This window comes from Gloeomargarita sp. SRBZ-1_bins_9, assembly GCA_039794565.1.
In the GTDB taxonomy this organism is placed as follows: domain Bacteria; phylum Cyanobacteriota; class Cyanobacteriia; order Gloeomargaritales; family Gloeomargaritaceae; genus Gloeomargarita.
In genome coordinates, this window is sequence record JAUQVX010000007.1 from 38,813 (window position 1) to 59,602 (window position 20,790).

General features: G+C 59.1%; 23 protein-coding genes. 10 read left to right on the forward strand and 13 right to left on the reverse strand.

What is annotated here, in order from left to right; translation table 11 throughout:
* From Q6L55_07540 to aroA, 5 genes are read left to right on the forward strand one after another with little or no spacing between them, the layout of a single operon-like run.
* Complete coding sequence (locus Q6L55_07540; GenBank protein ID MEN9258561.1) at nucleotides 1–1,260, forward strand: argininosuccinate synthase; 1,260 nt, start codon at nucleotides 1–3, stop codon at nucleotides 1,258–1,260.
* 31 nt (nucleotides 1,261–1,291) lie between these two features.
* Nucleotides 1,292–2,569: an HD domain-containing protein gene (locus Q6L55_07545; protein MEN9258562.1), complete on the forward strand. Its 1,278-nt coding sequence runs from the start codon at nucleotides 1,292–1,294 to the stop codon at nucleotides 2,567–2,569.
* A gap of 27 nt (nucleotides 2,570–2,596) precedes the next feature.
* Nucleotides 2,597–3,253, forward strand: coding sequence for a uracil phosphoribosyltransferase (gene upp, locus Q6L55_07550; protein ID MEN9258563.1), 657 nt, complete (start codon nucleotides 2,597–2,599; stop codon nucleotides 3,251–3,253).
* A gap of 29 nt (nucleotides 3,254–3,282) precedes the next feature.
* The gene (locus tag Q6L55_07555) at nucleotides 3,283–3,555 is read left to right on the forward strand and encodes a hypothetical protein (protein ID MEN9258564.1); all 273 of its coding nucleotides are present in this window, start codon (nucleotides 3,283–3,285) and stop codon (nucleotides 3,553–3,555) included.
* Nucleotides 3,552–4,874 (forward strand): 3-phosphoshikimate 1-carboxyvinyltransferase, encoded by a 1,323-nt coding sequence (gene aroA / locus Q6L55_07560; GenBank protein ID MEN9258565.1) that lies wholly within the window; start codon nucleotides 3,552–3,554, stop codon nucleotides 4,872–4,874. The genes Q6L55_07555 and aroA overlap by 4 nt, the downstream gene beginning before the upstream one ends.
* On the opposite strand, the gene Q6L55_07565 is transcribed toward aroA, so the two are convergent.
* Nucleotides 4,864–5,316, reverse strand: coding sequence for a hypothetical protein (locus Q6L55_07565; GenBank protein ID MEN9258566.1), 453 nt, complete (start codon nucleotides 5,314–5,316; stop codon nucleotides 4,864–4,866). The two genes, aroA and Q6L55_07565, sit on opposite strands and share 11 nt — an antisense overlap.
* Nucleotides 5,317–5,330: 14 nt before the next feature.
* Nucleotides 5,331–6,089, reverse strand: coding sequence for a response regulator (locus Q6L55_07570; protein MEN9258567.1), 759 nt, complete (start codon nucleotides 6,087–6,089; stop codon nucleotides 5,331–5,333).
* Nucleotides 6,090–6,172: 83 nt separating this feature from the next.
* Here Q6L55_07570 and Q6L55_07575 point away from each other — a divergent pair, with 83 nt between their 5' ends.
* Nucleotides 6,173–6,814, forward strand: coding sequence for a HEAT repeat domain-containing protein (locus tag Q6L55_07575; protein MEN9258568.1), 642 nt, complete (start codon nucleotides 6,173–6,175; stop codon nucleotides 6,812–6,814).
* Between the two features lie 9 nt (nucleotides 6,815–6,823).
* Nucleotides 6,824–7,891, forward strand: coding sequence for an Mrp/NBP35 family ATP-binding protein (locus tag Q6L55_07580; GenBank protein ID MEN9258569.1), 1,068 nt, complete (start codon nucleotides 6,824–6,826; stop codon nucleotides 7,889–7,891).
* Here the strand turns inward: Q6L55_07580 and Q6L55_07585 are convergent.
* From Q6L55_07585 to Q6L55_07605, 5 genes are read right to left on the reverse strand one after another with little or no spacing between them, the layout of a single operon-like run.
* On the reverse strand, nucleotides 7,888–8,727 hold the full coding sequence (locus tag Q6L55_07585) for a tetratricopeptide repeat protein (GenBank protein MEN9258570.1): 840 nt from the start codon (nucleotides 8,725–8,727) through the stop codon (nucleotides 7,888–7,890). The two genes, Q6L55_07580 and Q6L55_07585, sit on opposite strands and share 4 nt — an antisense overlap.
* Before the next feature lie 38 nt (nucleotides 8,728–8,765).
* Complete coding sequence (pheS, locus tag Q6L55_07590) at nucleotides 8,766–9,758, reverse strand: phenylalanine--tRNA ligase subunit alpha (protein MEN9258571.1); 993 nt, start codon at nucleotides 9,756–9,758, stop codon at nucleotides 8,766–8,768.
* A complete protein-coding gene (locus Q6L55_07595) occupies nucleotides 9,758–10,780 on the reverse strand; it encodes a hypothetical protein (GenBank protein ID MEN9258572.1) in 1,023 nt (340 codons plus the stop codon). The genes pheS and Q6L55_07595 overlap by 1 nt, the downstream gene beginning before the upstream one ends.
* Before the next feature lie 35 nt (nucleotides 10,781–10,815).
* Nucleotides 10,816–11,043, reverse strand: a complete 228-nt coding sequence (locus Q6L55_07600; GenBank protein MEN9258573.1) for a 4Fe-4S dicluster domain-containing protein — start codon at nucleotides 11,041–11,043, stop codon at nucleotides 10,816–10,818.
* Between the two features lie 25 nt (nucleotides 11,044–11,068).
* A complete protein-coding gene (locus tag Q6L55_07605) occupies nucleotides 11,069–12,016 on the reverse strand; it encodes a serine hydrolase (GenBank protein MEN9258574.1) in 948 nt (315 codons plus the stop codon).
* 40 nt (nucleotides 12,017–12,056) lie between these two features.
* On the opposite strand from Q6L55_07605, the gene Q6L55_07610 reads away from it, so the two are divergent.
* Together Q6L55_07610 and secD are read left to right on the forward strand one after the other, a co-directional pair.
* On the forward strand, nucleotides 12,057–12,506 hold the full coding sequence (locus Q6L55_07610; GenBank protein ID MEN9258575.1) for a DUF2752 domain-containing protein: 450 nt from the start codon (nucleotides 12,057–12,059) through the stop codon (nucleotides 12,504–12,506).
* Between the two features lie 38 nt (nucleotides 12,507–12,544).
* A complete protein-coding gene (gene secD / locus Q6L55_07615; GenBank protein ID MEN9258576.1) occupies nucleotides 12,545–13,936 on the forward strand; it encodes a protein translocase subunit SecD in 1,392 nt (463 codons plus the stop codon).
* On the opposite strand, the gene Q6L55_07620 is transcribed toward secD, so the two are convergent.
* The 5 genes from Q6L55_07620 to Q6L55_07640 form a co-directional block, all read right to left on the reverse strand.
* A complete protein-coding gene (locus Q6L55_07620) occupies nucleotides 13,933–14,580 on the reverse strand; it encodes a helix-hairpin-helix domain-containing protein (protein MEN9258577.1) in 648 nt (215 codons plus the stop codon). The two genes, secD and Q6L55_07620, sit on opposite strands and share 4 nt — an antisense overlap.
* 3 nt (nucleotides 14,581–14,583) lie before the next feature.
* Nucleotides 14,584–14,943, reverse strand: coding sequence for an NINE protein (locus Q6L55_07625; protein ID MEN9258578.1), 360 nt, complete (start codon nucleotides 14,941–14,943; stop codon nucleotides 14,584–14,586).
* Between the two features lie 203 nt (nucleotides 14,944–15,146).
* Complete coding sequence (locus Q6L55_07630; GenBank protein MEN9258579.1) at nucleotides 15,147–16,313, reverse strand: glycosyltransferase family 61 protein; 1,167 nt, start codon at nucleotides 16,311–16,313, stop codon at nucleotides 15,147–15,149.
* Nucleotides 16,314–16,325: 12 nt separating this feature from the next.
* Entirely contained in the window at nucleotides 16,326–17,321 is a 996-nt protein-coding gene (gene egtD, locus Q6L55_07635) for an L-histidine N(alpha)-methyltransferase (GenBank protein ID MEN9258580.1), read from the reverse strand.
* 42 nt (nucleotides 17,322–17,363) lie between these two features.
* Nucleotides 17,364–19,361 carry a hypothetical protein gene (locus Q6L55_07640; GenBank protein MEN9258581.1) on the reverse strand — a complete coding sequence of 666 codons (1,998 nt, stop codon included), beginning with the start codon at nucleotides 19,359–19,361 and terminating at the stop codon, nucleotides 17,364–17,366.
* A gap of 116 nt (nucleotides 19,362–19,477) precedes the next feature.
* On the opposite strand from Q6L55_07640, the gene Q6L55_07645 reads away from it, so the two are divergent.
* Entirely contained in the window at nucleotides 19,478–19,738 is a 261-nt protein-coding gene (locus Q6L55_07645) for a hypothetical protein (protein MEN9258582.1), read from the forward strand.
* Here Q6L55_07645 and Q6L55_07650 read toward each other — a convergent pair.
* Entirely contained in the window at nucleotides 19,701–20,531 is an 831-nt protein-coding gene (locus Q6L55_07650; GenBank protein MEN9258583.1) for an inositol monophosphatase family protein, read from the reverse strand. The genes Q6L55_07645 and Q6L55_07650 overlap by 38 nt on opposite strands.
* Nucleotides 20,532–20,790 lie beyond the last annotated feature (259 nt).

Below are 20,790 nucleotides of genomic sequence, written 5' to 3' on the forward strand. Positions count from 1 at the left end.
ATGGCACAGCGGGCGCGAAAGGTGGTGTTGGCCTACTCAGGGGGGGTCGATACCACAGTCTGTATTCCCTACTTACGGCAGGAGTGGGGAGTAGAGGAGGTGATCGCTTTGGCGGTAGATGTGGGTCAAGGCATCACCTTGGATATGGCAGACATCCCGGAGCTGGAAATCCGTCGCCAACACCAGCTGGAGGCCATTCGCCACAAAGCCCTGACCGCCGGCGCCAGCGTGGCCCTGGTGAAGGACGCCCGGGAAACCTTTGTGCGGGACTATGCTATACCGGCGATACAGGCCAATGCGATCTACGAAAAGCGTTACCCCCTGATGACTGCTTTGGCCCGGCCGCTGATAGCTCAGTTGTTGGTGGAGGTGGCAGCGGAATACGGGGCCGATGCGGTAGCCCATGGTTGCACGGGCAAGGGCAATGACCAGGTGCGGTTTGATGTGGCTATTGCGGCGCTGAATCCCCGGCTTAAGGTGCTGGCGCCGGCGCGGGAGTGGGGCATGAGCCGAGAGGAGACGATGGCCTACGGGGAGCGCTGCGGCCTAAGTTTTCCGGTGAAAAAGTCGTCCCCCTATAGCATTGACAGCAATTTGCTGGGGCAGAGTATTGAAGCCGGACCCCTGGAGGACCCCTGGCTGGAACCACCAGAGGAGATTTACACCCTGACGCGCTCGGTAGCCCAGGCACCCCCCCTGCCGGAATACATCACGGTGGAGTTTGTGGAGGGGCAGCCAGTGGGCTTGAACGAGGAACGACTACCGCCGGTGGATCTGTTCACCCAACTGAATTTTCTGGCGGGGCGGCACGGGGTGGGCCGGATTGACATGATAGAAAATCGGCTGGTGGGGATCAAATCCCGGGAGGTGTACGAAGCGCCGGGGCTGACGGTGTTGCTCACGGCCCACCAGGCCCTGGAAAGTCTTACCCTGACGCGGGAGGTCCTCCACTACAAGTACGGGATTGAGCAGACCTACGCCGAACTGGTCTACAACGGGCTGTGGTTTAGTCCCCTGAAGTCCGCGTTGGATGCCTTTATCCGGGAGACGCAAAAGCGGGTGACGGGAACCATCCGGCTGCGGCTGCACAAGGGCACGGCTACGGTGGTGGGCTGGCAATCCCCCTACTCCCTGTATGACCCGGATTTGGCGACCTACACCGATAGCGACCGGTTTGACCATCGGGCGGCGGAGGGGTTCATTTATGTATGGGGGTTGCCGCTGCGGGTCTGGGCGCAGGTGGGGCAGAAAAACGCCTAACCTGTCCTAAGGTGGGAAGTGAGCATGGCGGATGAAGGGAAAAACCCGCACCTACCATGACCCGGTACACGGGGCCATCACGCTGGATGGGCAGGACCCGGTGGAGGCCTTGCTCATTCGCCTGATTGATACGCCGGCGTTTCAACGGTTGCGGCGCTTGCGCCAGTTGGGGGCGGCCAGTTTGACGTTTCACGGGGCGGAGGGGTCTCGGTTTACCCATTCGTTGGGGGTGCTGTGGGTGGCCCGCCGGGTGTTTGACCGGTTGCAAAACCTTTACCCGGAGTTGCGACCCCACCGGGCGGTGGTGTTGGTGGCGGCGTTGTGTCACGACCTGGGGCACGGTCCCTACAGCCACACGGGGGAAGAGATGTTTCATTATCACCATGAACGGTGGACGCAGCGGATTCTGGAGCAGGACCCCACCATTCGGGGGCTTTTGCAGGATTTTGACCCCCTGCTGCTGCCCCAGGTGTTGCAGGTCTATCGCCGGGAGTATCCGTTGCCGTTTGTGGGGCAATGGGTGTCGGGGCAACTGGACTGCGACCGGTTGGATTACCTGATGCGGGATAGTTATCTCACGGGGGCAGCCTACGGGCGCTTGGATTTGGACCGGATTCTGGCGGCGATTGATTACGACCCCACCAGCGGCGACCTGGTGGTGCACCGCAAGGGACTGGCAGCGATTGAGCATTACTTGGTGGTGCGCTATTTCATGTATGTCCAGGTGTATAACCACCGTAAGAATGTGGCAGCTACCTGGATGCTCTGCCGGTTGCTGGACCGCGCTAAACAAAACCCCGACGGCCTGTTTTGTGACCCGACGATGCGCCGCTGGTTGACCCAGCCGATTGACACCCTGATGCTCTCGGATTATTTGGCCGCCGATGACGATGTGCTGAACTACCATTTCCATCGCTGGACGGAGGCCCCAGACCCGGTGGTGGCGGATTTGTGCCGACGCTTTTTACAGCGCGATTTGTTCAAGATCGTGGAGGTGACCCGCTGGAGTGAACCCCAACGTCAGGAGCTGTTAACTGCTGTGCAGCAGGCGGTGCGGCAAAGGGGGTGGGAGGCGGCCTACTACTGTGGGTTGCACTGCCGTTCCATTCGTGGCTATACGCTCTATCAAAAAGGGATTCGGCTGCAGACGGATGAGGGGGTGCGGGAAATTAATGAGCTGTCGCCGTTGGTGCAGGTTTTGAGCGATGCCCACACCCGCGCCTGGTTGATCTATCCCCGGGAGGTGGCCGAGACGGTCAACGCTTGGCTGCAGCAGCAGACCCCAGCAGCGGTACCGGTTGAGGGATAATAGGTAGGACGTTGGCGCGATGTACCGGTGGCAGTCCAAGGAACGGTCTATGTGCTCTCCCATCCCCTGATCCAGCACGGGTTGGGGGTGGTACGGGATAGACACACGCCCAATGCCCTGTTTCGCTCGACCCTGGTGGAGCTGGGGCAGTGGTTGACCTACGAGGCGATCCGGCGGGATTGGTTGCCTTTGACCACGGCGACGGTGGAAACGCCCCTGGCGCCGGCAACGGTCCAATGGGTGGATGGGAGGGTGCCGGTGGTGCTGGTGCCCATCCTGCGGGCGGGATTGACGCTGGTCGAGGGCGCCCAACGGCTGTTGCCCCTGGCGCGGGTGTATCACCTGGGGGTGGTGCGGGATGAACATACCCTGACCCCGACGGTGTACTTGAATAGCTTGCCGGCGCAGTTGGACTCCCAAACGCGGGTGCTGGTGCTAGACCCAATGCTGGCGACCGGCGGCACGGCCATGGCGGCTCTCACGGCCCTGGTGGAACGGGGGGCGCAACCAGCCTACATCCGTCTGGTCGCGGTGATTGCGGCACCGCCGGCCCTGCAAAAAATCACTGCCCAATATCCCCAGGTGCAGATTTACACCGCCAGTGTGGACCCGACGTTGGATGAGCGGGGGTTTATCGTGCCGGGATTGGGGGATGCTGGTGACCGGAGTTTTGGAACGGGGTAAACTGAAGGTAGGGCTGGGAGCACAAACGCATGGAATCTCGTGGGGACGGCTTTGGTAAGGGGTTATTGTTGGGAACGTTGCTGGGGGGTGTGGTGGGTGGCATCGTCGGGGTGATCCTGGCCAACCGCTTGAGTAGCCCTTCGCCGACCAAGACGGTCAAAGCGCCCCCCAATGGCAACAACTTGCGCCAGAATTTGGAGGAAAAAATTAACCAGCTCAACGAGACGATTGACCAGGTGCGGGACCAGTTGGCCCAGGCCAGTGCTGCAGCCCATGAGCCGTTGCCGGAACGGTCCCCATGAGCCTTTTGCGCTTCACGGCTAACGGTGTCGTTATTGGTCCCGTTGCGGGAGCCAGCCTGCGGGGACAGGTGCAGGTGCCAGGGGATAAATCCATTTCCCACCGCGCCTTGATCCTGGGGTGTCTGGCGGTGGGGACGACGGTGATCGAAGGTATCCTGCCGGCAGCGGACCCCCAGAGTACAGCCCAGTGTTTGCGGGCGTTAGGACACCACATTGCGCCGCTGCAGCCCCAGGGGGTGGAGGTGACGCCGGGGGATTGGCAGGAGCCGGACCAGGTGCTGGACTGCGGCAATTCGGGGACGACCATGCGTCTACTGGCAGGGGTGCTGGCGGGCCGGGTAGACCAGTTTTTTGTGCTCACGGGGGACGCGTCCCTACGCCGCCGGCCCATGCAACGGGTGGTGACTCCTTTGCGCCAGATGGGGGCTGTGATCGATGGCCGCCAGAAGGGGTCACGGGCGCCTTTAGCCATCCGGGGTCAGGAACTTCAGGCCATTCACTACACCAGTCCGGTGGCGTCGGCCCAGGTGAAATCGGCCATTTTGCTGGCGGGGTTGACCGGTGAGGGGGTGACCCGGGTGCAAGAACCGTACCCTTCCCGGGACCACACGGAACGGATGCTGCGGGCCTTTGGGGCGGACATCGCCTGGGACCAGGGGGTGGTGGAACTGCGGGGGGGCGCTCCCTTGCGGGGACAACGGGTGGTGGTGCCGGGGGACATTAGTTCGGCGGCGTTTTGGCTGGTGGCGGGCGCCATTACCCCCGGGGCGGATATTCTTTTGACCAATGTGGGTGTCAATCCCACCCGCACCGGTGTTTTGGAGGTGCTCCAGGCGATGGGGGCGCGGGTCGAGGTGACCAATTGGCGGGAAAGTGCCGGCGAACCTCTGGCGGATATCTGGGTGCAGCACAGTCCCTTGCGGGGGGTAACGATAGAGGGGGCCTTGATTCCCCGGCTGATTGACGAAATTCCCATCCTGACGGTGGCGGCGGCTCTGGCCCAAGGAAAAACGGTGATCCGGGACGCGGCGGAGTTGCGGGTGAAAGAAAGTGACCGGTTGACGGCCATGGCCACCCAATTGACCCGCTTGGGGGTGCAGGTGGAGGAATACCCGGACGGTTTGACCATCTACGGAGCCGAAAAACCCCTGGTGGGGGCGGAGCTGCACACCTACGACGACCACCGGATTGCCATGGCCCTGGCGATTGCCGCCTTGAATGCCCAAGGCCCGTCCTACCTGGCCCCTGCCGACTGTGTGGCCATTTCCTATCCGGAGTTTTGGGACACGCTCCAGCACCTGTACCGGTCTAGTCCTTGAGGGGCAACACCAGGGATTCCAGTTTGTGTAGGTCCCGCAGGGCGTCGGCAGCAGATGGATAGCGGTCCTGGGGACGGTAGCGGGTCATGGTCCATAGCACCGCCAGCAAGGGGCCATGGTCGGGTGTGCGCCAGGGGGTTAAATTCAGGTCGCCGGTATGAATATCCCAGGGTAGATCCGTGGGCGGTAACCCTGTGAGGGCCTGCAACGCCACCATGCCGAGGGCGTATAAGTCACTGTTGTACTCGGGGTAGCCGAGCAGTTGTTCTAGGGGGGCATAGCCGCGGGTGCCAACGGGGGAGCTGGTGACATAGGCATCTACTTGTTGGGGTGACAGGTCCTTGACCGCGCCAAAGTCAATCAAGAAGTAGTGGTCGCTGGCATCGGCATAAATGATGTTGTCGGGTTTGATGTCCCGGTGGATGACACCGTGGCGATGGATGAACTTGAGGGTTTTCAGCAGGTTTTTGAGCAGGCGAAGGACCTGGGTTGGCCGTCGGCAAAACGCTCCCGCAAAGTTGGCCCGGCAATAAATTCTTCCACCAAATAAAAATTGCCTTCCTGTTCAAAATAGGCCAGTAAGCGGGGAATGCGCTTGTAGTGTCCCAGCCGCTCGAGAACCTGGGCTTCCCAGTGAAATAACTGCCGGATGCGCTCCAGTTTCTGGGGGTCGCCGGGGGGCACCGAGAGTAATTTCTTTACCACGCACAGGGGCTGACCGGGCCGGTGCCAATCCTGGGCCAGATAGGTGCGGCTAAAACCCCCTTGCCCCAGGGGGCGCAGAATTTCGTAACGTCCCCCCAGAAGCGAGGGGTTAAGTGAGCGCTGTGCCCGGATGCTCCGCACCGTCGCCAGTTGAGCCGCTACCCGCGCCGCCACCACTGGTAAGTTCAAGGGTTTGGTGATGTAGTCGTTGGCGCCTGCCCGCAGGGCCGTAATCACGTCATTGCTGGACTCTCGCCCCGTCACCATGATGACCGGCAAAACCCCCGGCGGATAGCTCTGGCGAATCCGTCTCAGTAACTCTAACCCCGTCATCCCCGGCAGCAGCCAGTCCAGCAGCACCAGGTCCCAGGCTTGGGCTTGTAGCCGTCCTAAGGCAGTAGCGGGATCACCCACCGTCTCTACCCGGTAACCGCCCTGCTGGGTGAGAAATTTCTGGAGGAGCTTACGGGTCAGGGGGTCATCATCCACCACCAATAGCGCTGCTGTCATGGGCCTGCCCCAAAAGCTAGTTGCTAGGCCCATCTTAAAGAGTTGCTCCAGCTAGAGGGTCAAGTCCCGCTAGGATGAAAAACATGGATTGGGCGCAGGTGGTGCAACAGGTAAAAACGGCAGCGTCGCCGGAGGCGTTGGTGGCAGCGGTGCAGGTGGTCGCCGATTGGCCGGAGCCGTCTCAGGCGATTCCTTTGTTGATCGAGGCCCTGGGGTACAACAATCCGGCGGTGGCCCAGGTGGCGATGGCTGCGCTCCAACGGTGGGGACGGCAGGCGGTGCCGGAATTGCTAGCGCGGTTGGATGGCTATAACTACGGGGCTAGGGCCTATGGGGTGCGGGTGCTGGCCCACATCGGCGACCCCCGGGCGTTGTCAGTTCTGGAAACGGCAGCCCGCCAGGACTTTGCCCCCAGTGTGCGCCGCGCCGCCATTCGGGGTCTGGGCAACCTCCAGTGGTCGCAGCTGCCTAACCCGGAACCCCCCCAACGGCAGGTGGCCCAGACGCTGGTTGACTTGAGCCGGGATGGGGACTGGGGGATTCGTTATGCGGTGGTGGTCGCCTGGGAACTATGGCAGCAACGGGGCTTGCCAGGGTTTCTCCAACCCCAGATGGTCACCTTACTCCAGCAGTTGAGCCAGGACGAGGACCTGGTGGTGCAAGCCCGCGCCCAGTGGTTTCTGCAAAGGTTAGATAAGTACGTTACCATGCCAAAGGAAGTCTGAGAGAGGCCCATGATGAGCGTGACGCCCCAGCAGGTGCTCGACGCCTTGCGCTCGGTCAAGGACCCGGAATTGCAGCGCAGTCTGGTGGAACTCAACATGATCCGGCAAGTACAGGTGGAGAATGGACGGGTGTCGTTTCAATTGGTGTTAACCACGCCGGCTTGTCCCCTGCGCCAGATGATTGAAGATGACTGCCGCCAGGCCGTGTTGCGACTGCCGGGGGTGCAGCAGGTGGAGATTGTCACGACGGCAGAAACGCCCCAGCAGAAATCCCTGCCCCAGCGGCAGCCGGTGCCCGGTGTGCGTAATATTATTGCTATCGCCAGCGGCAAGGGGGGTGTGGGCAAAAGCACCGTGTCGGTCAACTTGGCCGTTGCCCTAGCCCAGACGGGTGCGCGGGTGGGCCTGCTGGATGCAGATATTTACGGCCCCAACGACCCGATTATGTTGGGGGTGAGTCACCAACGACTGGTGGTAGCCGACAGTCCCCAGGGGGAGATGCTCACACCCGCCGAAAACTATGGCGTCAAGCTAGTGTCCATGGCCTTTTTGCTCACCCCCGGTCAACCGGTGATCTGGCGGGGACCGATGCTCAACGGTGTGATCCGCCAGTTTCTCTACCAGGTGCAGTGGGGAGAGCTGGATTACTTACTGGTGGACTTGCCCCCCGGTACTGGCGATGCCCAGTTGACCCTAGCGCAAGCCGTCCCGATGGCCGGTGCTGTGATCGTCACAACGCCCCAGCAGGTGGCGGTAGCGGACGCTCGCCGGGGATTGGAGATGTTCCGCCAGTTGGGGGTGCCGGTGCTGGGGGTGATCGAAAACATGAGCTACTTCATCCCCCCGGATGCCCCGGAAAAACGCTACGCCATTTTTGGGGAAGGAGGAGGTGGACAATTGGCCGAAACCTTAGGTGTGCCGTTGCTGGGACAAGTGCCGCTGGAGTTGCCGGTGCAGTGGGGGGGTGACAGTGGCCAGCCGGTGGTGGTGGCTCACCCGGAATTAGCCTCCGCCCGGGCCTTTCGGGATATTGCCGGTAAAGTTGCCGCCCGGGTCTCGGTGCTGGCCCTGACCTAGTCACCCATAAACCGTTTCAGCTGGGGTTCGGCCAGCAGGGGTTTCGTCGCCGCAATTAACCGTGGCCCCCACAGGTTTTCAATCAAAAAGGGCACCTGGGCATAACGCCGGTCAAGGGTCAGGGCCTGTTCCGCCAATTGCAGCGCTTTTTGCCGTTGCCCCTGCTGGTAGTGCCACACCGCCAGGGCCAGGATGGGTTCAGCGGCCTTGGGGTCAATGGCGATAGACGCTTGCCAACTGCGCCGCGCCCCCTCCCGGTCCCCCATTTCAAACTGCACCAGACCAATGTTGTTGATCGCCGGCCAGAACTTTTTGTCAAGGGCAAGGGCTTTTTGGTAGTGGGCAATCGCCTGGGGATACTTGTTCATTTTCAGGAAGGTATTGCCCAGCTGGAACAACCCCTCCACGTGGTCCGGTTTGAGGGCCAGACCCGCCTGGAGATAACGCAGCGCCTGGGGGTAGTTTTCCTGCTGAAACGCCAGGGACCCCAGAGTAAACAAAATCACCGGGTTATCAGGGGCCAGTTTGTGGGCTTCCTGCAGAGCGCTGCTAGCTAGCTTGATGTCGTTTTGCCGCAGGTAGAGTTGGGCCAGGATCACCCAGGGTTCAAAGCGATGGGGGGCCAACTGGGTCGCCAGGCGGGCATTGGCAATGGCGCGTTTGGGTTCTAGGACTTGCACTTCGCTTAGGATGCCCACTTCCCGGGCCAATTCCAACCCCTGGGCCTCCAGTTGTTCCGGGCGCAATTCCGGTATATAGGGCACTATAGCCCCTGCCGGCAGCCCACCCACCAGCAGCCCCAATCCCGTCAGCCAACCCCACACCCGTTTGTCCATGGGCATCCCCTTTTTGTTTCCTCCATTCTAGTCAGCCGTTAGAACTGGGTCAAAAAGCGTAGGTCACTGGTGTAGAAACGGCGGATGTCGTCAATTTCGTGCAGGATCATGGCCAGGCGCTCCACCCCCAGCCCAGCAGCAAAACCCGTGTACTGCTCTGGGTCATAGCCGACGGCCTTGAGTACGTTAGGATGCACCATGCCACAGCCCAGGACCTCCAGCCAACGCCCCCGCCATTGCAAATCCATTTCCGCCGACGGCTCGGTAAAGGGGAAATAGCTGGCCCGGAACCGCACCGGTACCTCCTCTCCAAACAAAGCTCGCACAAACGTCACCAGCGTTCCTTTCAAATCGGTGAACTTCAACCCCGGTTCCACCGCCAAGATTTCCACCTGGTGAAACATGGCCGAATGGGTGGCATCCACCGCATCGCGTCGGTACACCCGTCCGGGGACGACAATCCGCACTGGAGGTTGGTGGCCTTCCATGTAGCGAATCTGGACGGTGGAGGTGTGGGTGCGCAAAAGCCGCCCATCGGGCAGGTAGTAGGTATCCTGCATATCCCGCGCCGGGTGGTCGGGCAAGAAATTCAACGCCGCAAAGTTGTAGTAATCGGTCTCGATCTCCGGCCCCTGGGTCACCTGATACCCCAGCCCCACAAAAATATCCAGAATGCGCTGCATGGTCTGCTGCAGGGGGTGGGCATGTCCCGGTGGGATCCCCAGCCCTGGCATGGTCACATCCAAGGTTTCGGCAGCAATACGGGCCTGCAGGGCAGCGGCATGGAGTTGGGCCATCCGTTCGCTCAACGCCTGCTGGAGACGTTCTTTGACCTGGTTGGCCAACGCACCAATGGCAGGACGTTCCGAGGGCGGCAATTGTCCCATCCCCCGCAGCACCTGGGAAAGCTCCCCCTTTTTCCCCAGATAATCCACCCGCAACTGCTCGAGTGCCGCCAAAGACTCCGCCTGGGCAATCGCCGCCAGTCCCTGGACTTCCAACCGCTGCAACGCCTGGGCCAAATCCGCCATTACCCCACCTTGCGCAACAACCCTACACCAGCATAGAGCCAATAGCTCTGGTAACGGTACAGCCCCCAGGCCACCAGCGGCGTCACCAGGCACGACAGGCCCAGCAGCACCACCACCAACGCCAGGTCCACCCCCAAAAACTCCTGGGCCAGACGCACCACATCCTGGTCGAGTAGGCCCCCCTTGCCCTGGAGATACCAGGCCCGCACTTGCGCGTCGAACAACAACTGCCAGGCGAAATGCAAGTCATAGACCAGGACAAAAAAGCCCAGGATGCCGTAGAGCGTTTGCTCCCCCGGTTGTTGGCAGGCCCAACCCGTCAGCGCCCGCAGCAAAAACAGTCCCGCCAGCAGCAACTCCATCCCGTGCCCCATGGCCACCACCAGCCCCTCACTCCAGCGGGTGAAATACAGCCCGGTGTAGATCAACCCCAAAGCCAGCAGCGCCAAGCAAGTCCAACCGTTGCGCCGGAAGTACATCAACCCCCCTACCAGCACCATGTACACCACCATGGGCACCAGCACCCACCGTTGTCCCAACTGCAACGTCACCCCGCCCCCGTACAAAAAATCAAACGCCGGAATCGCCGGATAACCCATCAACCAGGCCGCCAGGGTATGTCCTAACTCGTGGATAGTGATCACCAAGTAGCTCAGCACCAACCGGACCAAAGGGATGCTGTCCAGCACCAGGGCCGTCACCAGCCCGATCAGCAGGATACGACGTTGGGTAGCGTCAAGGGTATAAAGCGGCAGGTCAACGGAACGCCGGGGTGAGCGTCGCACCGGTGCCAGGACCTCCGCCAGGGTAAAGGCCATTTCCCAGCCATCCCCCCGCACCCGCAACGCCGTGGTCAACGGCAGCCCATAGCGGTGCAGTTCCTGGGCCAGCAGTTCTTGCACCAGGACGGCTGGGGGCAACGGCTGGACCGCCAATTCGACCAACCATTCATCCCCCTGCCTATGCACCTGACACACCTGCACCCCCTTGTGGGCCAACGCTCGCTCCAGAGCGGTCCGCATCAGCTGGGGGTTTTGCCACAGCGGCGTCATAGTTCCTAGCGGGGTGTGCGTTGCAAATCCGGGCGTTCCTCCGGCACGATAGCCCCTTCCACCGGACACACCTGCAGACAAATCCCGCAGTCAATACAAATCCCAAAGTCAATCCAGTACCAATCGGTGCCTTTGGCGTTTTTCCCCGGACCAGGGTGGATACAGGCCACCGGGCAAGCCGCCACGCAATCCGCCACCCCCTCGCACACGTCCGTCACAATCGTATGGGCCATAGCCACTCCGGATGGATACACAGTTCTAGGGTAACAGAGGCTCAGCCTGCAGCCGGGCAAACACCCAGCGGCTCAGGTCGGGCAGGAACTTATCGTTGCGGCTGGCTGCTTCCCCCACCGTAAACACCACCAGCAAATAAGCCAGGGCATCGCCCCATTCCACGTAGGCGCAATCATGGCGCACTTGGCTAGTGTGTCCGGCTTTCGACCAAAGACGCGCCGTCGTCGGCAGCCCTTCCCCTAAAAATCCCTGAATTTGGTTGTAGGCGGGATCAATGGGCCAATCGGCGGGGTCTAACGAGCGGCGACACAGCTCAGCCATCTGCTGTGACCGGCGAGGCGACACCGCCACCCCCCCTAAAATAGCGTGCAACAACCGGGCCGTGGCCAAGGGATTCAACCGGTTGCGATTTTCCTGATTCGGTCCCAAAAACGCCCGCTCCCGCCCGTAGGGTCCATCACACCAGGTTTTTTGGTTGACATTCACCCCGGCCAATTCCGGCCAGTTCCAGGACTGGAAATAGCGGTTGACGATATTGCGCTGATACTGCCAGGTACTGAAGGGACCGGGGGGCAAATCTGGACCGCTGGTGGTCCCCGTCAACACATCCACAATGTAGCTGGTGGCGTCGTTGCTGGAAAGCTGGATCATATCCCGCAGGGCGCGGTCAATTTCCGGGTCGGGGGGAATCATGCCCCGCTCTAGCCACTCGTGGGTCGCCACCAGATAAAACAACTTGACGATGCTGGCGGGATAGACGTTGACCTGACCCCGATGACTCCAACCCCAGGGCCGTTGCTGCCAAAAGGTTTGGGGTTCAAGTGCTCCCCCAGTGTTGACCCGCACCCCGCCCCCATAAACCAACCAGACAATCCCTATCTGCTCGGGCGTCAGGTGATGCCGAGAACCCATCTCCCGCAATAATTCGTCTCCCCATTGGGCCAGCGTCGGATGGGGTTGATAGAAACTCATGGGCGTACAATGGAAACGGCCTTACCTTACTCATGATCCCATGACTAGGGGTCAAGTGTCGTTGACACCAACCCAGCGGCGGGACCGGTGGATAGGGCTAGGGATGCTCTGGTCGCCGGTGGTGGCCGCGTTTTTCTACAACCGGGGTTGGCAGATTCCCGGGCTGGTGTGTCCTCTGTATCACGTCACTGGCATTCCCTGCCCCAGTTGCGGCCTGACCCGCTCGTTTATGGCCCTGGCCCGGGGGGATATACTGCAGGCGGTGCGGTTCCATGCCTTTGGACCCCTGCTGTTTGGCGCCTTTTTCCTGCTGGGGGGGCATCTGCTGCTGGAGTTAGCGCTCAACCGGGCGATGGTCCTGCCCTACCGGCAGTGGTTGGCACGGCGACCGGTGCAGTGGGGGTTGCTGGGGCTGTTTTTGGGGTATTACCTGCTGCGGCTGGCCATTTGGTATCAGCGGGGGGAACTGCCGGGGCGCGTGGAGTGGTGAGTGCCGTATGATAAAAAAATCGCCCGTATCAGGGGACGATGGTCGGTCGGCAGCGGTTGATTCTCTTGTTGGTGATTGCCCTGGTGCTGGGGGCCTTACTGGTCATCAGCCGGATACCCGTGCGCCTGGGTTTGGATTTGCAGGGGGGGGCGCAGCTGACCCTGCAGGTAAAAACCACGGCTGAAGTGAAACAAATCACGCCCCAGGTTCTGGAGGCGGTGCAGCGGGTGGTGGAAAACCGCATCAATGGGTTGGGGGTGGCTGAAGCGGTGGTGCAAACCGTCGGCAGCGACCAATTACTGGTGCAACTGCCGGGTGTCAGCGACCCCCAACAGGCGGAACGGGTGCTAGGGGGCACGGCCCAACTGGAGTTTCGCCTGCAAAAACCGGGCACCGACGCCCAACAAATCCAACAGCTCTATGCGGTGCGGGAGCAATTGGCGGCCCTGCTGAAAAAACCCCAGAACCTGGCCGACCCGGAACAGGTGAAAAAAGATTTGCAAAAGACGGATGCGGCCCTGGCGGCCTTTTACGAACCCACGGGATTGACGGGGAAAAATCTGAAGGATGCCTTTGCCCAGCCTTTGCCAGCAGGGAACCAATGGCAGGTGGCCATTCGCTTTGACGGGCCGGGGGGACAAAAGTTTGCCGAGCTAACCAAAGCCATTGCCGGCACAGGACGCACCCTGGGAATTTTTTTGGATAACCAGCTCATCAGTTTCCCCACCGTAGGGCCGGAATTTGCGGCGACGGGGATTACCGGGGGGGCAGCGGTGATCACGGGCAATTTCACGGCGGAATCGGCCAACGACTTGGCGGTGCAGTTGCGGGGGGGTGCCCTGCCGGTGCCGGTGGAGATCGTAGAGAACCGTACGGTGGGGGCGACCTTGGGCCAAGACAGTATCCAGCGCAGTTACTGGGCCTTTGCCGGGGGGTTGGCCCTGGTGCTGCTGTTTATGGTCTGGTATTACCGTCTACCGGGGCTCATCGCCGACCTGGCCCTGATGATTTATGCCCTATTGACCTTCGCCGCCTTTTTGTTACTGGGGGTGACCCTGACCCTGCCGGGGATTGCCGGGTTCATTCTCAGCATCGGTATGGCCGTGGACGCCAACATCTTGATCTTCGAGCGTACCCGGGAGGAATTGCAGGCGGGCAAGAGCTTGTATCGCTCGGTGGAGTCGGGTTTCTATCGCGCCTTTAGCAGCATTTTGGACGGTAACGTGACCACCCTGATTGCCTGCGCCGCCCTGTTTTGGTTGGGGACGGGGATGGTGAAAGGGTTTGCTGTCACTCTGGCGATTGGGGTGTTGGTGAGCATGTTTACCGCCATCACCTGTAGCCGGACGTTTTTGCTCTTTGCCCTGACCATTCCCGCCCTGCGGCGAGTGGAACTGTATGTGCCCAAATCCCTGGTGAGTTCCTCCTAGAGCAACGGCCGCAACTGTTCCGTGGATAGCCCCGTGCGTTGGACAAGGTCGGCCACCGAGCGGTAGGGACCCCGGCGTTGGCGCTCAGCCACGATTTGGCAAGCTACATCCGGCTCCAAACCAATGGCCACCAGGCGTTCGGCCTCCAGATGATTGGCCCGGCGCCAGGACACATAGGGTTCTTGGGCCAGGTCATAGCTGAAGGTCAGGTAGGGGGCGATCCGCTGGACCGTAGCCGCCGGAATCCCCACCAGGTCCGTCAGCTCCTCCGGGTGGGTAAATTGGTGGCCCCTTTCCCGCAAAGCCATGATGGCATTGGCATAAACAATGGGCAAGCCGAGCTGATAGACCAGGTCGTGTTTGGAACAGGTATTCAAGTCCAGGGTTACAGGGGGCGGCAGGGGCCGAGGATGGGAATGCGCTAAAAACTCCCGACGATACACCAAAGCCACAATGATTTGTCCGAGCCACGTCAGCACTAGGGCATCCATCGCAACCAGGGGTGCCAAGGTGAAGGCTAAGCCCGCCAGGAGCAATCGGTAATTTTTGATGTGCCAACCGAGGCAGATGTGGGCTATCCCACCCAGCCAGGGAACCCAGGCGAAGTAAAACCAGGTAAGCGAGCGCTGATGATCCAACCCCATCCGCTAGAGCCTGCGCAGCAGGTCACGCCGTTTGTGTTCGTATTCCTCCGCCGTAATCACCCCATCTTCATAGAGTTGTTTCAACTCGGCCAGGGCACGGGTTATATCGCTGGGGTTCAGAGGCGGTAGGGAAGCAGTGGCATTGTAGCGCCGGTCAAAATCCGCATCCGACATTACCAGCAACCCCAAAAAGTCCACAAAAGTCAGTAGACCAATAATGATGGGAGGAAGTACCAAACATATCCCCACCGTACTGCTCAGCAGATAAAGAATACCAACACCGCTGTTGCCCAAATAAAAATGATGCACCCCCCACCATCCTAGAAAAAAGCACAGCAGGATGGCTACTCCCCTGTTTCGCACTGCCTTCTCTCCCTGGTTAACCACACCCTACCCCCCTGCTGTGTATAGTAGATTCATGAGCCAACCAGGGTCAAGACCGGCCGGCTTATAGAGAGTTTGTTCCAGGGGATGACACGGCAATTACACCTGCTCCCTTTCTTGCTCCTAACCTATTTCCATAGTCCCTACTGCTAGATACGAGCTTCAATCACCAATCACAAAATTTAACTCTCAAAATGTTCGACAACCTGTCTAAAGGCCGCCATATCTATCCAAATGTCAGCATCATAACCTGCAGTTGCCTGCTCGATTTGGGGGTACCAGTAGTAGTAATCCCAGCCCACTTGATTGGCCCAAACCCAGTAACAATCACGCCAGGGTACATCGGGAAAAATCTCTAGGACCCTTCCTCCAGGTTCACACCAAGCAATATTCGTCAAACCGGCACCATGTAAACCAATGACATATTTTGCCCCACGAAACAGACCGATTTGCTCCGAGAAGCTTAAATCCTCCAGCCAGCAGGGTATGTATCCTCGAGAAACGAGATAATCCAAAACTTCATACTCATTGACAATTCGTCGTCTTCTAGCCTTGGAACGGCTAATGTAGAGCTTTTTATAACCAGTCAAGCATGTTTCCCCATGGGGCAAAAATAACTTCCTTAAACAATCTAAAATCCACTTGGGCCTTTGTTTGATATAACTGGGCACAACAACCAAAGGACTACGGAGAGAATAGTTAAATCTTGGATAAACAATTTTTTGTCTATCAATGCCTAAGATGTCCAATGCTACCTCTAATTGTTTTGGGGGTTTATCTATTAAGAAATAGTTGATTTTAGAGTGGATTTTTTGTTGCTGTAATAAGTAGACCCTGGGTACTATATCGGTGAGCCAATGCCAATAGTTGCATCCACCGGCACCACCACCGTCCGTTGTCACGGCAATACAACTATTGGTTGACTGAACCTTGGGAAAGCGGAGATATAGAGCTTCGTTTTTCTCGGCTGGAAAAATAAACTGGCGCGAAATATCATGGATAACACGACCATCATGGGCGATGACACTTCCCATGGAATGATGTGCTCTGAGAATAGTGCCTCCAGGTACAGTTAGCCAGTAGGTTTCCGGTATGGGTATCCGGGTACGTTGTTGAAAACAAGGATGAACCTCTGGATGGATGGTGCGGGGCAACGGATAAATAAGTTCGTGGGCTGGATAGTAAATTTGGTACTCCAAATCAGGCAAAACTCCTCGATAGTTTTGGTAGTATTCCCCAGCAGATGACCAATAGCCTTGCGCCGGTATTTCTCCCCAAATTGGGGTTGTCCATCTCAAGTAGCGACGATGCAACTTTTCCCAAATATTTGCCATGGCAATCGCTAACATTGGTCTAGGGAATCATAACTGACGTTGACAGAGCACCAGCGCAAACCATCGCTGTTCATCCTGCCAGACCCGCCGTACCGCCAATCCCTGGCCATCTAACTGCTTAGTTAATGTTGGGAGATTAAACTTACGGGAAATCTCCGTGCGAATCGTCTCGTTGGGCAAGAAAGTAACCTCTAATCCCAAGGCCGATAGCCACACCACTTGGGAATTCAGGCTGACCAGGTGCATCTCGATTTGCTGTAGGTCTTCATTGTAGAAGGCCCAGTGGGTGAAGTTCTCCACATTAAAGTTACCGTTGAATTTACGATTTATGTGGTGTAAGATATTTAAATTAAACGCTGCCGTTATCCCTTGACTATCGTTATAAGCAGCCGTAAGAACGTCCGCATCTTTGTGTAAATCTACGCCCAATAGAAAATAGTCCCCCGGCGCCAATTTTTGATAAATTTTTTGCAAAAATAGCTGTTCTTCTTGGGGCGATAAGTTGCCAATCGTACTGCCTAGAAAAATGAGTAAACGAGGGTTTAGCAATGGGGGTAAATAATCCAATGCCGTCTCATAAATACCGGCTAGGGCATGCACCCGTAAATTGGAATAGTCGGTTAATAAAGCAAAGGCCGTCGCCTGCAACATGGTTGTACTCACATCAATCGGTATATAGGTGCAGTGGGGTTGTAATTGGGTGTAGGCATCCAGGAGAAGCCGTGTTTTCCGGGAACTGCCACTGCCTAACTCCACCAGGTCACAGGGGCCGGTCAAGGCGGCAATTTCGGGAGCGGCACCCGCTAAAATGCCCTGTTCTGTGCGGGTGGGATAGTACTCCGGTAGGTCACAAATTTGTTCAAACAGTTCTGACCCCCGCTGGTCGTAGAAGTAGTAGCTGGGCAAGGTTTTCGGACGGCGGGTGAGGCCCTGAACCACATCAGCCCCTTGTTGGGTCGGTGGTAGGGGAATCAGGTCACAGCGGTAACGGTTACCGGTGACGGTGCGTAAGGCGTATTCCATGACGATTGCCCCCGTTGCCCATCGTTTAGCATACCATGCCATTTAGGAGGAAACCGACAGGCGCCGTTCTACCCGTGGCCGTCCAACGCTGTAGCCCAGGTGATAACTCCGCGCCAACCAGGCCAGCCACCGTTTGGGGAAATGGGTTTCTAGCCAGGGCTGCCACCGCCGCAGGAGTGCGGGCCACCAGGGGGTCATCAGGGCACTCACCAACGCCTCCCAGGTAAACCCCAGGTAAGTGCGCAACCAGTGGCCGATTTCCCCCCACCCCGTCAAGGGCCAAATCCAGACCAGAATCCAGGGGTTTTTCCAGGCGGCTTTCAGGGCCATGCCAGTAAATTCTGCCCAGCCGCTGCGGTCTTTGATAAACCGGTCGGCGACCTCCGGTGGGGCTTGGGCCAGTAGGCCAAAAAACGTGTTCAAAATACTGTTAATCCGGGCCGGCGGCAGGGGTTTCCCGGTGGGTACCATCATCCCCTTGGAAAACAGCCACGTGACCGAGGTGTTCCCTTGGTAGGCGCGGATGGCATTGAGGGAATCGGCCCCCAGCAGGTCATGCCGCAGCGCCGTGTCCAGCAAATCCGTCAGGCGGGGGAGATTGCGCACCAGGGACCCAAACCCGGTAAATACCAGAGGCGATTGTAAGGCAGCCGCATCTCCGATGCTAATCACCCGGTCCCAGGCCACCCGCCGTTCCCCGAATCGGCTGCTGAAATGTCCCGGAATATACCCAAACGTGGCCTTGACCCACTCCAACCGCTCCAGGTCACAGCGGCGGTACTCGGGCAAGATGTGGAAGAAATCTTCGTACAACTCCAGCAGTGAGCCGGGGTTTTGGGGACAGGGCTGGTGGTAGTGAAACAGATACACTGTCACTTCCTCCCGCGCCCCGGGAAACAACTCCCAAATTAACTGCCGCCCCCGGGAAATATCCCCGTGACTGTGCAGGATGTCCCCATAGCGCCGGTCCCACACCTGGGGGTCCAATCCCCGTATCACCGCCCCCACCGTTGGGCAAACGCTGTCAAAGGCCCGTCCCCCGTTGAGCTGCCAGGCAATGGGTGAGGCTGTACCCATGGCATCCACCAGCAAACGTCCGGTCACTTGCTGCATCTGGCCAGTGCGCAAGCAGCGGAACTGCACCTTGACCCCCCGGTTGCCGATTTCCGCCCGGATGAACTCCGCCTCGTCGCGAATCTCCCCCCCCGCTTGGCGAAACTTATCCCCGGCCAACCGCAACAGTCCCTGGGCATCCAGGGCTAGGTTGAGTACCGTCGGCGTATGTAATACGGGCGCTCGCACCCGGGGGGGCACCTCCGGCCAATAGAACTGGTGAAAGCCGTCCTCGTATTCACAGACAATCACCTGCTCCAGCTCCGCCGCCGTAAACAGGTTGAGGTCAACCAGGGTTTGCAACTCCGAGCGGGAAATGTTCCACTCCCGGTTCATCCGCCCAAAGGGCAATCGTTCGATCAGCAGCACCCGGTAGCCCAGCCGCGCCATCACCGCCGCATGAATGACCCCGAGCGCACCCCCCACATACACCAAGTCGTAATCCGGTTGGTTGGGTACATCCCCCGGAAATAAAACCTGATGCACCTCCGGATGGGCCACCCCCTGGCGCCAGCGTTGTTCCCACCAATAGACCCGCCGCAGGTCGTATTCACCGTGGGGGATTTTCTGGAAAAAATGCACCGTCGCCGGGTAGTAGGGCGCCAAGGCCGTAAAGATGTTTTCACGCGACAGGTCAATTGCCGGAAAAACCGGATACTGGGGCGGGAACTGCTGATCCAGATCCGCCGTCAACTGGTGCAACCAGGTGCGCTCCCCCGGTCCCCTCCGCCAGCGAAAGACCTTCAAATAGGTGGTCCGCTGCAATCCCCAGGTCACCACCGTCCACTCCCCCCGGTCCCGCTGTAGGTGTAACCCCGTCGGTGTCGGCGTGACCGTCAGCCCCGGCGCCCGCCACTGCTGTAACCACGCCCGCACCCGCTCCACCGCTGGACAGGGAATCTCTCGGTACACAAGCTCCTGGATCACCGGCTTTCATCCCCAAAACAGGTTACATTCTTAGAAACATCCTTAAAAAAGTTTACAATGTTCTCATAAAGGCAGGTAGGTTTTCCTAGGCTGTTATTGACGGATGGTGGTTAGTCATGGCCCTGCCGATCCCCCAAACCCCGGAAGAGTTTGCCGCCCTGCGGCAGCAACCCCCCAGTCCCGACCGGATCGCGGTGGCGATTGCCGGTGTGGTGCGTTTGGGGCGGGCAGCGGGCCAATCTCTGGCCGACCTCCAGGCGCAAATTTTAGCCGAAGATGGGTTATTGGAGCCGGCCACCCGGTCCTGGTTGAGTCAGTTAGTGGCCCAGGCGTGGGAACTCATGGCCCCAGAAGTACCCGTGTCGTACAGTGGGTAAGGGCGTTGCTCAGGGCGTTGTGAATCTGGCCGTTGGTGGCCAACAGGCGTCCTGAAAACACGTCCACCGGACTGCCATCGTAGGCCGTGACCAAGCCTCCCGCTTCCCGCACCAGTACAATTCCAGCGGCAATGTCCCAGGGGGATAAGCCCCGTTCCCAATAGCCATCCAAGCGCCCACAAGCCACGTAGGCTAGATCAAGAGCGGCCGATCCTCCCCGGCGCACCCCCTGGCAACGATGGGTCAGGTGACAGAATTCGGCGTAGTTGTTATCGGGGGTTTCCCGGCGGTCGTAGGCAAAACCGGTGACCAGCAGGCTGCGTTCCAGGCTATGGGTGCGGGACACCTGCATAGGTTGACGGTTACGGGTCGCCCCTAACCCCTGTGCCGCTCGGAAGAGTTCTTGGCGTAAAGGGTCCACCACCACCCCCACCACCGGTTCCCCCTGGAACAACAGCCCCACCGACACACTGTACAGGGGATACTGGTGGGCAAAATTGGTGGTGCCGTCCAGGGGGTCCACCGCCCAGAGGAATTCCGCTTGGGTCTGACCCCGTTGCCAGCCGGACTCCTCCGCCAGGATGGTGTGGGTCGGGAAATGGCGATCCAGCACCGCTAGGATAGCTTTTTCCGATTCCTGGTCCGCTGCCGTCACCAGGTCCCCACTGCGGCCCTTTTCTGCGATCTCGCTTATCTTCCCCCAGTAGCTTTGCAACACTGCCGCCCCTGCCCACGCCGCCTCCGTGGCAATGTCCAGGTAGATGGCCAGGTCCTTCTGGGCAATCGCTTCCATCGGTTGTCTCCCCCCTAGTTCTGCGCAAAACGGCAACATTTCTTTACTTTATCCGCCATTTGGGTAAAGGAATGCGGTAATATCTAAGTAAAATTAGGGTTGTAATAAACGTTTGGTAAAGCTGGCTTTGGCCGGGGAATGGGATATCCGGGTAGGGTGCACAGGTCTATGGCAGCAACGGGAACATTGGATAACCGCAAGGAGCGGATTCTGGTGGTGGACGACGAAGCCAGTATTCGTCGGATTTTAGAAACCCGTC